A 12,790-nucleotide genomic window follows, 5' to 3' on the forward strand; every position below is an offset into this window, starting at 1 on the left:
TGCGAAGGTGGCGGAATTGGTAGACGCGCTAGCTTCAGGTGTTAGTGTCCTTACGGACGTGGGGGTTCAAGTCCCCCCCCTCGCACCAATTATCTTTACTTCCTTTCTTGTTTTATCATCCCTGATTCCAGTTCATTATCATCAGCATGACGCCAGAAATAAGCGCCAGGCACGATGGTAGCAAAACGTAATGCCGTAACTGTTTGTGATACAGCATCACCGGCGTCAGCACTAATCCCATCAGAAGGACAATCCGCCACTGATCCGGCGATAAATCCGCATACATCAGCCCTGCAATCAGCAATCCCGGCAGCAACACTCCCCAGCCACTGCCCAGCATACGTTGCAACATGGTTTTATCTCTCAAATCGATAATGATAAGCAATGTCATATGATAATTTTTATCATTTTCAAGCCAGAGAAATCCCTTGCTATCGGGTAAACCTATCGATAGGATTAGCAATCATTATCATTTAGATTACTATCACGATTATGACCTATCGTTCCGCACCGCTTCCTGAAGATGTTATCTGGCGAACGCATCTCCAGCCGCAGGTTCCTGGGCTTGCACAAGCAGTACGTGCAACGATCGCAGAACATCGTGAACATTTGCTGGAGTTTATCCGCCTGGATGAACCCGCTCCGCTTAACGCCATGACGCTGGCGCAATGGTCATCACCGAATGCGCTAAGTTCTCTACTGGCGGTCTATTCCGATCATATCTACCGCAACCAACCGATGATGATCCGCGAGAACAAGCCGCTGATCTCGTTGTGGGCACAATGGTATATCGGCCTGATGGTGCCACCATTAATGCTGGCGCTGCTGACGCAGGAAAAAGCGTTAGACCTTTCCCCGGAGCATTTCCACGTTGAGTTTCACGAAACCGGACGCGCCGCCTGTTTCTGGGTCGATGTGTGTGAAGACAAAAACGCAACAACACATTCTCCACAACAGCGAATGGAAACGTTAGTCAGCCAGGCGCTTGTCCCGGTAGTGCAGGCATTAGAAGCGACTGGAGAGATTAACGGCAAACTTATCTGGAGTAATACCGGTTATTTGATCAACTGGTATCTGACAGAAATGAAGCAGTTGCTCGGCGAGGCGACGGTTGAATCGCTCCGCCATGCCCTCTTTTTTGAGAAAACACTCACCAGCGGCGAAGACAATCCACTCTGGCGTACCGTGGTACTGCGCGACGGCCTGCTGGTGCGCCGAACCTGCTGCCAGCGTTATCGCCTACCGGATGTGCAGCAATGTGGCGATTGTACGCTGAAATGAAAGCACTGCCGGGGAAGTAAACCCGGCATCATGCGGATTAATAGGGATGCAACACATTACTTGCTTCGCAATGCCGCATACATAACAGAATATCTGCGGCCTCCAACAACCCTGCATCAGAACTGACGCCCAATTTCGACATCACATTAAATTTATGCGCGCGGATCGTTTTGATATTGCGTTTAAGCTGCTCGGCAATTTGTGTCATTGAGTAGCCACGCGACATAAAACGCAATATTTCTCTCTCCGTTGGGCTTAACGTCCGACTTTGGTTAATGTACCACTGATTGTTCAGCCGATCGGTTGCCTGACGCACACCATTTAATGACAAAAATAACTCCTGATGAAAAACTTCCAGCGTCGATGCTTTACTTAATACTCCGTCCAGTGGTGATGGAGATAATGAACCGATCAACCGTGCTTCAATATCATCATCTGCAATAACCAAACGTCGGGTACGCGGAAATTTAATCGCCAGCTCAGTCAGGCAAGATAATCCTTCTCTGCGCTCACTTCTCATGGCAGAAAAAGAAAAAATAACCGCCGCAAACGAGAACCGCGACATGGCATCCTGAAACGACTCCTGGCTGGTATAGGTGTGGAGCTTATAAGGGTTACCCGCAAACTTTCTGAATAAACTCTCAATACCGATACTGCTCATGACGCATTTTTCTATAAGTGCGACATTTCTCTTCTTAATTCGGTTGTGTTCCATTCTGCGGCATCTCCATAAACAGAAGGCAAGTTAAGTTCTCTTGCACCCTGCGCGCTATTTATCCATGCATACATCTCAGCATTGCTGTGAATTGCCAGCCGACGCATCGCACTGTTTTTTTGTGCGCTGATAGTTTTATTACTTTTCTTGAGCAATGAAGCTATCTGATTGATGCCCCATCCTTTGCCTAACAGCCGCAGTACCTTGCGCTCTGAAAGGGTCAGAATGACGGTGCGATAGCTAAAATCCTGAGTTTCAGTCATTGCCGGAGAGGTCAGCATGGCGCTGATACGATCCGCATACGCATTGCCGGAACGAACGGTCTTAACCAGATTCTCAATGGGTTCGACATCGGACAGTAACGTCGCTGTTGGGCACATAAGCAGTTCTACTGCCGGGGAGTACCAGGCACGCGAAACCATGAAAACCCAATGTATTTCCCGGTATTGTGAGATCAATGAATAGTAATGTTCACAAACGGAACGCGGGTCTTCCATTTCGCCGGATAAATCGGCAATCACTAACCCAGCACGACGTAATTGTAATAAGGTCAACTCCTCCGCAGAGGCGCTACTCGTTATTTCATATTCAGGTAGATGGGTCCTCATGACCTCTTTTAATCCTGCCTGCATAACGGGTATTTTACTGATAACAATTCCATTTTTGCAGCATCCTGGCAACATATATCCTCCATATCCACTCTCTATAAATCATGATGGTTTAATCAGGATATTCATCCCTCAAATGACTCCAACAAATTAATAGATCTAGCGAATAAATTATCCTTAGCATTCACTTTCATATCAGTTTACCCCTAACACACCAAAAATCCTTTGTATGTTTCAGGAGGCTAGCATCAAATAATAACCTGGTAAAATACCTCTGACACATTTAAAATATCTAAATTATGTTGTTAGAAATACTTAATCAAAAACCGCAAATCCAATCAGTTTACGATATCATTCAAAATAATGACCAAAGGCGAAATACAAGGCCTTTAGTCCGAAAGAACAACAAAAAAAGCAATAAAAACTGAAAGATATTTCTTATCCAGATTCGAAAAATTGATTTCTCCTGCTATTAGCCAAACAAGTAAAAACAAAACTATAAATTCATTTCAGTGATAATATTCATGAGGATATTTATTTGACCTCCGACGCGGATCGCTTCCTGTGACCATAACCAGAATTAATCAGCGCAATTTTGATCTTAACCAACCCCAAAACAACCGCGCTTCATGATACAAATGGGGTCTCATTATTTGAACAATACGCAGCACGTCTATGACAAAGGGCGAGTTATGCAAACTGAGCAACAGCGAGCCGTAACACGGCTATGTATCCAGTGCGGATTATTTCTTTTGCAGCACGGGGCGGAAAGTGCGCTGGTGGATGAGCTTTCTTCACGACTTGGGCGTGCGCTGGGGATGGACTGCGTTGAAAGCTCCATCTCTTCCAACGCAATTGTGCTGACCACCATTAAAGATGGTCAATGTTTAACCTCGACACGTAAAAATCAGGATCGCGGCATTAATATGCATGTGGTTACTGAAGTACAGCACATTGTGATCCTGGCGGAACATAAATTGCTGGATTGCAAAGGTGTGGAGAAGCGTTTTAGTCAAATACATCCTCTGCGCTATCCGCGTTGGCTGGTAGCCCTGATGGTTGGACTTTCTTGCGCCTGTTTCTGCAAACTGAATAACGGTGGCTGGGACGGCGCGCTGATTACGTTCTTTGCCAGCATGATCGCCATGTACATCCGCCAACTGCTGGCACAACGCCATCTTCACCCGCAGATAAACTTTTGCCTCACCGCATTTGCCGCCACCACGATTTCCGGCCTCCTTTTACAACTTCCGACATTCAGTCATACGCCTACCATAGCGATGGCGGCCAGCGTTCTGTTGCTGGTGCCGGGCTTTCCGTTGATTAATGCCGTCGCCGATATGTTTAAAGGCCACATCAATACCGGGCTGGCACGCTGGGCAATTGCCAGCCTGTTGACGTTGGCTACCTGCGTTGGCGTGGTGATGGCACTGACGATTTGGGGACTACGCGGATGGGTATGATCGAATTTCTCATAGCGTTGGTGCAGGATATGATCCTCGCGGCAATTCCTGCGGTCGGATTTGCGATGGTATTCAATGTTCCGGTTCGGGCGTTACGCTGGTGTGCGCTGCTTGGCGCGATTGGTCATGGTTCACGAATGATCTTAATGACTACCGGGCTGAATATTGAGTGGTCAACCTTTATGGCATCTATGCTGGTCGGCACCATTGGTATTCAATGGTCGCGCTGGTATCTGGCGCATCCAAAAGTCTTTACCGTGGCGGCTGTTATCCCCATGTTCCCTGGCATTTCTGCTTATACAGCAATGATTTCAGCTGTAAAAATCAGTCAGTTAGGTTATAGCGAGCCGTTGATGATTACCCTGTTAACCAACTTTCTTACGGCATCATCAATTGTTGGTGCATTATCCATCGGTCTTTCCATTCCTGGATTATGGTTGTACCGCAAGCGCCCTCGCGTATAAAATTGCCTCGCTTAAAGCACACGGATGAGAGACAGCCTCCTTTCATCCGTGTGTTACTATAAAAGTAATCTCCCTTCTCGTTCATCGTTCCATATTGAGAAACAGTATGTCTTCCAGAGTTTTGACCCCGGACGTCGTTGGTATTGACGCCCTGGTACACGATCACCAGACCGTTCTGGCAAAAGCTGAAGGCGGAATGGTTGCCGTATTTGCTAACAACGCCCCGGCGTTTTATGCCGTCACGCCCGCGCGTCTTGCTGAACTGCTGGCGCTGGAAGAAAAGCTGGCACGTCCGGGAAGCGATGTCGCTCTGGACGATCAACTCTATCAGGAACCGCAAACTGCCCCCGTTGCCGTACCGATGGGAAAATTTGCCATGTACCCAGACTGGCGACCCGATGCCGACTTCACTCGCCAGGCCGCGTTGTGGGGCGTGGCACTAAGAGAGCCCGCTACCGCCGAAGAACTGGCCTCATTCATTGCCTACTGGCAGGCGGAAGGCAAAGTCTTTCACCATGTACAGTGGCAGCAAAAACTTGCGCGCAGTCTGCAAATTGGTCGCGCCAGCAACGGCGGCCTGGCCAAACGAGATGTGAACACGGTCAGCGAACCTGACAGCCAAATTCCACCAGGATTCAGAGGTTAACGATGAAAAACGTTGGCGACCTGATGCAACGCCTGCAAAAAATGATGCCTGCCCATATCAAACCCGCCTTCAAAACGGGTGAAGAACTTCTGGCGTGGCAGAAAGAACAAGGGGCGCTCCGCTCCGCCGCTCTGGAGCGCGAGAATCGGGCGATGAAAATGCAGCGCACCTTTAACCGCTCCGGCATTCGTCCGCTGCATCAGAACTGTTCCTTTGAGAACTATCGTGTTGAATGCGAAGGGCAGATGAATGCGTTGAGCAAAGCGCGTCAGTATGTCGAAGAGTTCGACGGCAACATCGCCAGCTTTATCTTTTCTGGCAAGCCGGGCACCGGTAAAAACCATCTGGCGGCGGCAATCTGCAACGAACTACTGCTGCGCGGCAAATCGGTATTGATTATTACTGTTGCCGATATTATGTCGGCGATGAAAGATACCTTCAAAAATAGCGGTGCCAGTGAAGAACAACTGCTCAACGATCTGAGCAACGTTGATCTACTGGTGATCGACGAGATCGGCGTGCAGACCGAATCTAAATACGAAAAAGTGATCATCAATCAGATCGTCGATCGTCGCTCTTCTTCCAAGCGCCCAACCGGAATGCTGACAAACAGCAATGTGGAGGAAATGACGAAGTTGCTGGGCGAGCGTGTTATGGATCGTATGCGCCTGGGTAACAGTCTGTGGGTGATCTTCAACTGGGACAGTTATCGTAGTCGGGTAACGGGTAAAGAGTATTAATCCCCATTCCCGGCGTTATACTGCGACAAAATTCCACCTTGAGTAATGATGATGAAAACTGTTAAACACCTTCTGTGCTGTGCAATTACCGCCAGCGCATTAATTTCCGCCGGGGTGAATGCCGCTTCCTGGAAAGATGCGCTCTCCAGCGCCGCCAGCGAGTTAGGCAATCAAAACACCACACAGGAAGGCGGCTGGTCGCTCGCTTCATTAACTAACCTGCTTAGTAGCGGCAATCAGGCATTAAGCGCAGATAACATGAACAATGCCGCAGGCATTCTGCAATACTGCGCGAAGCAAAAGCTGGCTTCGGTGACCGATGCGGAAAACATCAAAAACCAGGTACTGGAGAAGCTGGGTCTGAACAGCGAAGAGCAGAAAGAAGACACCAACTATCTGGACGGCATTCAGGGTTTGCTGAAAACCAAAGATGGCCAGCAGCTTAATCTGGATAACATCGGTACGACTCCGCTGGCGGAGAAAGTGAAAACCAAAGCCTGTGATCTGGTATTAAAGCAAGGTCTGAACTTTATCTCTTGATCCGCATAACGCCGCGTTTTAGCTGTTAATCGGCTGGCGCGGCAATCCCCTTCTCTTTTTCCCACTTCTGACGCTTTCATCCCCTGCTATGCGGGAAACAACCTCGATCAAAAAAGTCTGTTTATAAACTAATTCCTAACAACATCGCATTTTTTTGACACTAGAATTGCAGCAATATGGCAGCGCCATTACATTGTGTTTCTCAAAAAATCTTAAGCATCGGCTACACAGCCTGGTTTAGTGAGGATCGCCCGTTGTCAGAACTACTCTCATTTGCCTTGTTTCTCGCCTCTGTGCTGATCTACGCATGGAAAGCGGGACGTAACACCTGGTGGTTTGCCGCCACGTTAACGGTGTTAGGGTTATTTGTCGTTTTAAATATTACCCTGTTTGCCAGCGACTATTTTACTGGCGATGGTATTAACGACGCGGTTCTCTATACCTTAACCAACAGCCTGACCGGTGCAGGCGTCAGCAAATATATCCTGCCAGGTATTGGCATTGCACTGGCACTGGCAGTCGTTTTCGGTGCACTGGGCTGGATCCTGCGCCGCCGACGTCATCATCCGCACCATTTTGGTTACAGCCTTTTGGCGCTCTTGCTGGCACTGGGTTCTGTCGATGCCAGCCCGGCGTTTCGTCAGATAACAGAACTGGTGAAATCCCAGTCGCGCGACGGCGATCCGGACTTTGCGGCTTATTATAAAGAACCGTCGAAAACCATTCCTGACCCGAAACTCAACCTGGTTTATATCTACGGAGAAAGCCTCGAACGCACCTATTTTGACAACGATGCTTTCCCGGATCTCACGCCTGAACTGGGCGCGCTGAAAAATGAGAGTCTGGATTTCAGCCATACGCAGCAGTTGCCGGGAACGGACTACACGATTGCGGGCATGGTGGCTTCCCAGTGTGGTATTCCGCTTTTTGCTCCATTTGAAGGCAACGCTTCTGCATCTGTTTCCAGCTTCTTCCCGCAGAACATCTGTCTGGGCGATATCCTGAAAAACTCGGGTTATCAGAACTATTTCGTACAGGGAGCCAATCTGCGTTTTGCCGGTAAAGATGTGTTCCTGAAATCACACGGCTTCGACCATTTGTACGGCTCGGAAGAACTAAAAAGCGTGGTCGCAGACCCGCATTATCGCAACGACTGGGGATTCTACGACGATACCGTGCTGGATGAAGCATGGAAAAAATTTGAAGAGCTTTCCCGCTCTGGTCAGCGGTTCTCACTGTTTACCCTGACGGTCGATACCCATCACCCGGATGGTTTTATCTCTCGTACCTGTAATCGCAAAAAATATGATTTTGACGGAAAACCGAACCAGTCATTCAGCGCGGTAAGTTGCAGCCAGGAGAACATCGCGACGTTTATCAACAAAATCAAAGCGTCACCGTGGTTTAAAGATACCGTCATCGTCGTCTCTTCTGACCATTTAGCGATGAATAACACGGCGTGGAAATACCTCAATAAGCAGGATCGCAATAACCTGTTTTTTGTCATCCGTGGCGACAAACCGCAGCAAGAGACGCTGGCAGTGAAGCGCAACACGATGGATAACGGCGCTACGGTACTGGATATCCTTGGTGGTGATAATTTTATCGGCCTCGGACGCAGTAGCCTTTCTGGTCAGTCAATGTCAGAAGTGTTCCTGAACATGAAAGAGAAAGTACTGGCGTGGAAGCCGGATATCATTCGTCTGTGGAAATTCCCCACCGAGATAAAAGAATTTACCATCAATCAGAATAAAAACATGATCGCTTTCTCGGGTAGTCATTTCCGTTTGCCGCTGCTGCTGCGGGTTTCAGACAAACGAGTGGAACCGCTGCCAGAAAGTGAATACTCCGCACCACTGCGTTTCCAACTGGCCGATTTCGCCCCACGTGATAATTTCATCTGGGTTGACCGCTGCTACAAAATGGGGCAGTTGTGGGCGCCGGAACTGGCGCTTTCTACCGACTGGTGTGTTTCACAGGGGCAACTTGGCGGGCAACAAACTGTGCAGCATGTCGATAAGCCAGAATGGAAAGGTAAAACGGCATTTAAGGACACGGTCATCGACATGGCACGCTACAAAGGCAATGTCGATACACTGAAGATTGTCGATAACGATATTCGCTACAAAGCAGACAGTTTCATCTTTAACGTCGCGGGTGCGCCGGAAGAGGTGAAACAGTTTAGCGGGATTTCCCGTCCGGAGTCGTGGGGTCGCTGGTCTAATGCACAGCTTGGCGATGAAGTGAAAATCGAGTACAAGCATCCGCTGCCGAAGAAATTTGATCTGGTGATTACCGCCAAAGCCTACGGTAATAACGCCAGCCGCCCCATTCCGGTACGCGTTGGCAATGAAGAACAAACCATTGTGCTGGGCAACGAAGTGACCACCACTACGCTGCATTTCGATAACCCAACCGATGCCGACACCCTGGTGATTGTGCCGCCGGAACCCGTCGCAACCAACGAAGGGAATATTCTCGGTCACTCGCCGCGTAAACTCGGTATCGGGATGGTGGAAATTAAAGTGGTGGCGCGTGAAGGGTAAACACTGACGGATTTACAGGTCGGATAAGACGCGTAAACGTCTTATCCGACCAACAAAACATTATTGATAAATAAAAATAGTGTCCAACGCTATATAGCCACTTTACCAGTCACTCATTATCAGAAAGTAACCACACCCTTAATCAACTCACGATTGTTAATCACATCGCGCTCATAGGTTTCTGCCAGCGTGGCGAACAGATAGCGATGGGTTAACATCATGTCAGCAGTGATCTTCTCTTCCGCCATCAGCCGCCAGACTTTCGCAAAATCTTCCGGCGTAGCGTTACGGCTACCCATTATTGTGGTCTCTTTTTTGTGGAATTCTGGATCAGAGATTTGCAAATCGCCTTTAAACAGGCCGACAAAGACGACCGTGCCACCGTGGCGAATCAGATTAACAGTGTTATTCATCGCATGTTGATTACCTGTCGCGTCGATCACTTTCTGCGCCAGAGAGCCGCCAAATTGCGCGCGTAGTTGGTCATCAAAATCTTCTGCGAACGGATCAAGCACGGGCAGCTCCAGATGCCTTATCACATGCTCACGCCGCGCCGGGCTGGTATCCACCACCACCACCTGTGCGCCATCAACTTTAGCAATTGCCGCCGCGCCGAGACCGATTGGCCCCGCCCCAATCACCAGCACCTGCTCGCCAGGCGCAACTGCCGCGCGGCGCACCGCATGAGCACTAATGGCGAAGGGTTCAATCAACGCTGCCGCCTGTGGGTCGATGCCGTCTGCGGGCAAAATGTTCGCTTCTGGCACGCTTAAATACTCACTAAAACCGCCATCCTGATGCACTCCTATGACCGAAATGCTTTCACAGCAGTTGGTGCGACCACTTTTACACGCCGGGCATTGCTGACAGGCGATATAAGGGATCACTGCAACTTGCTGGCCATTTTTGAGATCAGCAATATCTTTACCTAATTCAACAATCTCTCCACATATTTCATGGCCTAACACGCGTGGATAACTAAAAAATGGTTGATTTCCACCCCAGGCATGAATATCAGTACCACAAATTCCGACAGACTTAATCTTTATCAATACTTCATCGCCACCGGGAATTGGCATTTCATATTGTTTCCAGACTAATTCTTTCGGTTTCTGGCAAATTAATGTATTTATCTTAGGCATAATTCTGCTCTCCATTTTTTGTTGTCTTAGATATCAATGAAAATGAAAAATGCCAGTGAAATAGAAAATCTATTTTGTGAAAATACACGCATAAAAATGTTTTAAATCGGGTTTTAATAGCGCGACAAGGAGAAAAATATGAGTCGCTCACAAAATTTACGCCATAATGTGGTTAACCAGTTTATTGATGAGATGGTATGTGGTCATATCCCTTCCCCACTCCCATCGCAAAGCTCACTAGCGGAAATGTACAACGTCAGTCGCACCACGGTGCGTCATGTTCTCAGCCACTTACGCGAATGCGGTGTCCTGACGCAGGTCGGAAATGACCACGTCATCACGCGTAAACCTGATCACAACGATGGTTTTGCCTGTCCCGCAGCTTCGATAAGCGAGCAAGACAAAGTATTTGAGCAATTTTTTTTCACGATGATAAATCAGCGTCAGTTATTGCCTGGTGAAACTTTTTCGGAGCTACAACTGGCGCGAGCGGCAGGTGTCAGCTCGATTACGGCAAGAAAATATCTTTTAAAATTATGGTGCTATAACCTCACCCAAAGCGAAAAACGCGGTCAGTGGAGGATAAAGCATTTCGATCAATCCTACGCTGAGCAGCTTTTTGAACTGCGCGAAATGTTGGAAACGCGCTCAATCCAGCGTTTTCTCACTCTGCCTGATAATGATCCGCGCTGGTTTCAGGTGAAAACCATGCTCGAACGCCACCGAATGCTGCGTAACAACATCGGCAGTAATTTTCACACGTTCTCGCAACTGGACAGAGAGTTCCATTCCTTATTGCTTTCAGCCACTGACAATATCTTTTTCAATCAATCCATTGATATTATCTCCGTCATCTTTCATTTCCACTATCAATGGGACGAAAACGATCGCCGGCAGCGCAATATCATAGCCATAGATGAGCATATGACTATTCTCAGTGCTTTGGTTTGCCGCAGCTATGTGGATGCTACGCTTGCACTACGTAACCATTTGAATTCAGCTAAACAAGCGATGATTCGTTCCATCAAGAAGAACAAGCGGTACGTTTATTAAATACAGATTAAAAACAGCAAACTATTAGTTTGTGCACGGTTTTATCAAAATATAAACACCCGAAATTTCCGACTTACCTATGCTCGCAACCAGTCGACTATAAATGTTTTCTTGTGAGCGGTAGTGAAATCCTAAAGATTTCATCTGCCATTAATATTAACCCTGCGCAATACATAATTACGCAAATAATTAATATATTATAGATACAGGAGTTCGGCGTGGAAAAAGAAAATATTACCCTCGATCCGCAATCTTCCTTTCGCTCAACGTCGTCGGTAGATATCCCCGTGCCACCAAATGGATTAATTCAACGCAGTACACGAATTAAACACATTCAAACCACCGCCATGTTGTTATTATTTATTGCTGCGGTAATAAATTTTCTCGATCGCAGTTCGCTGTCGGTGGCGAATGTAACTATTCGTGGAGAACTGGGGTTAAACGCCACCGAGATGGGCGCTTTACTCTCCGTGTTCTCGCTCTCTTACGGGATTGCGCAATTGCCAGCAGGCGCACTGCTGGATCGCAAAGGTTCACGTCTGATGTTGGGACTAGGGATGCTAGTCTGGTCGCTATTCCAGGCAATGTCTGGCATGGTACACAGCTTTACGCAGTTCGTGCTGGTACGTATTGGTATGGGGATCGGTGAGGCTCCCATGAACCCGTGCGGTGTTAAAGTGATTAACGACTGGTTCAACATCAAAGAACGTGGACGTCCGATGGGCTTTTTTAACGCAGCCGCCATCATTGGTGTTGCCATAAGCCCGCCGATTCTGGCAGCGATAATGCTGGCCATCGGCTGGCGTGGGATGTTTATAACCATCGGATCACTGGGTATTTTTCTCGCCATCGCCTGGTTTATGCTCTATCGCAACCGCGAGCAGGTAGTGCTGACCGCCGTTGAACAAACCTATCTCAACGCCGGTAGTGTCAATACCCGCCGCGACCCACTCACTTTTGCCGAATGGCGCAGCCTGTTTCGTAACCGCACAATGTGGGGAATGATGCTCGGTTTCAGTGGTATCAACTATGCGGCATGGCTGTACATTGCCTGGTTGCCGGGTTACCTGCAAACAGCCTATCACCTGGATTTAAAAAGCACGGGCTTGATGGCGGCAATACCTTTCCTGTTCGGTGGGATCGGGATGCTACTCAACGGATATGTGACCGACTGGCTGGTCAAAGGAGGGATGAAGCCGATTAAGAACCGTAAGCTCTGTATTATTACCGGGATGTTCAGTTCAGCCGCCTTTACTCTGATAGTACCGCAAGCGACAACCCCCATGAGCGCGGTTCTGCTGATTGGCATGGCGTTGTTCTGCCTTCACTTTGCCAGTACATCCTGCTGGGGACTGGTTCACGTAGCGGTCGCTTCTCGCATGACCGCGTCAGTGGGCAGTATCCAGAACTTTGCCAGCTTCATCTGCGCCTCATTAGCGCCGATTATTACCGGTTTTATTGTCGATACCACTCACTCATTCCGTCTGGCGCTACTCATCTGCGGTTGCGTCACCGCAGCAGGCGCGCTGGCGTACATCTTCATGGTACATCAACCCATTAGCGATCCGCATAAAGAGTAATCTCCCCTTGCC

13 protein-coding genes and 1 tRNA gene are annotated in these 12,790 nt (G+C 48.4%); 10 read left to right on the top strand and 4 right to left on the bottom strand.

The genetic code is table 11. The annotated features are described in order from the left end of the window. The first annotated feature begins 1 nt into the window (after position 1). Positions 2 to 88 (top strand) — tRNA-Leu (locus BEG40_RS11220). Between the two features lie 27 nt (positions 89 to 115). Here BEG40_RS11220 and BEG40_RS11225 read toward each other — a convergent pair. Beyond that, a complete protein-coding gene (locus tag BEG40_RS11225; RefSeq protein WP_123058466.1) occupies positions 116 to 352 on the bottom strand; it encodes a DUF1435 domain-containing protein in 237 nt (78 codons plus the stop codon). A gap of 140 nt (positions 353 to 492) precedes the next feature. On the opposite strand from BEG40_RS11225, the gene fhuF reads away from it, so the two are divergent. Next, complete coding sequence (gene fhuF / locus BEG40_RS11230; RefSeq protein WP_105285423.1) at positions 493 to 1,281, top strand: siderophore-iron reductase FhuF; 789 nt, start codon at positions 493 to 495, stop codon at positions 1,279 to 1,281. A 37-nt stretch (positions 1,282 to 1,318) separates the two neighbouring features. Here the strand turns inward: fhuF and bglJ are convergent, their stop codons facing one another. Beyond that, positions 1,319 to 1,996: a DNA-binding transcriptional activator BglJ gene (gene bglJ / locus BEG40_RS11235; protein WP_016159441.1), complete on the bottom strand. Its 678-nt coding sequence runs from the start codon at positions 1,994 to 1,996 to the stop codon at positions 1,319 to 1,321. Then, positions 1,954 to 2,679 carry a helix-turn-helix domain-containing protein gene (locus BEG40_RS11240; protein WP_105285424.1) on the bottom strand — a complete coding sequence of 242 codons (726 nt, stop codon included), beginning with the start codon at positions 2,677 to 2,679 and terminating at the stop codon, positions 1,954 to 1,956. Before BEG40_RS11240 ends, bglJ begins: the two co-directional genes overlap by 43 nt. 617 nt (positions 2,680 to 3,296) lie before the next feature. Here BEG40_RS11240 and BEG40_RS11245 point away from each other — a divergent pair. From BEG40_RS11245 to opgB, 6 genes are all read left to right on the top strand, one after another. After that, a complete protein-coding gene (locus tag BEG40_RS11245) occupies positions 3,297 to 4,067 on the top strand; it encodes a threonine/serine exporter family protein (RefSeq protein ID WP_010351504.1) in 771 nt (256 codons plus the stop codon). Continuing rightward, a complete protein-coding gene (locus BEG40_RS11250; RefSeq protein ID WP_000525340.1) occupies positions 4,058 to 4,531 on the top strand; it encodes a threonine/serine exporter in 474 nt (157 codons plus the stop codon). Before BEG40_RS11245 ends, BEG40_RS11250 begins: the two co-directional genes overlap by 10 nt. Before the next feature lie 106 nt (positions 4,532 to 4,637). Next, a complete protein-coding gene (dnaT, locus tag BEG40_RS11255) occupies positions 4,638 to 5,177 on the top strand; it encodes a primosomal protein DnaT (protein ID WP_010351507.1) in 540 nt (179 codons plus the stop codon). 2 nt (positions 5,178 to 5,179) lie between these two features. Further along, positions 5,180 to 5,917 (top strand): replicative helicase loader DnaC, encoded by a 738-nt coding sequence (gene dnaC, locus BEG40_RS11260; RefSeq protein WP_000799917.1) that lies wholly within the window; start codon positions 5,180 to 5,182, stop codon positions 5,915 to 5,917. Between the two features lie 48 nt (positions 5,918 to 5,965). Beyond that, a complete protein-coding gene (gene yjjA, locus BEG40_RS11265; protein ID WP_016231567.1) occupies positions 5,966 to 6,457 on the top strand; it encodes a DUF2501 domain-containing protein YjjA in 492 nt (163 codons plus the stop codon). 254 nt (positions 6,458 to 6,711) lie between these two features. After that, a complete protein-coding gene (opgB, locus tag BEG40_RS11270) occupies positions 6,712 to 9,003 on the top strand; it encodes a phosphatidylglycerol--membrane-oligosaccharide glycerophosphotransferase (RefSeq protein WP_024191056.1) in 2,292 nt (763 codons plus the stop codon). Between the two features lie 119 nt (positions 9,004 to 9,122). Here the strand turns inward: opgB and BEG40_RS11275 are convergent, their stop codons facing one another. After that, positions 9,123 to 10,145: a zinc-binding alcohol dehydrogenase family protein gene (locus BEG40_RS11275; protein WP_105285425.1), complete on the bottom strand. Its 1,023-nt coding sequence runs from the start codon at positions 10,143 to 10,145 to the stop codon at positions 9,123 to 9,125. Between the two features lie 138 nt (positions 10,146 to 10,283). Here BEG40_RS11275 and BEG40_RS11280 point away from each other — a divergent pair, with 138 nt between their 5' ends. Then, positions 10,284 to 11,198 (top strand): GntR family transcriptional regulator, encoded by a 915-nt coding sequence (locus BEG40_RS11280; RefSeq protein WP_000091592.1) that lies wholly within the window; start codon positions 10,284 to 10,286, stop codon positions 11,196 to 11,198. A gap of 218 nt (positions 11,199 to 11,416) precedes the next feature. Next, positions 11,417 to 12,778 (top strand): MFS transporter, encoded by a 1,362-nt coding sequence (locus BEG40_RS11285; RefSeq protein ID WP_000410122.1) that lies wholly within the window; start codon positions 11,417 to 11,419, stop codon positions 12,776 to 12,778. The last annotated feature ends 12 nt before the right edge of the window (positions 12,779 to 12,790 follow it).

It is taken from the genome of Escherichia sp. MOD1-EC5495, from assembly GCF_002965965.1.
In the GTDB taxonomy this organism is placed as follows: Bacteria; Pseudomonadota; Gammaproteobacteria; order Enterobacterales; family Enterobacteriaceae; genus Escherichia; species Escherichia ruysiae.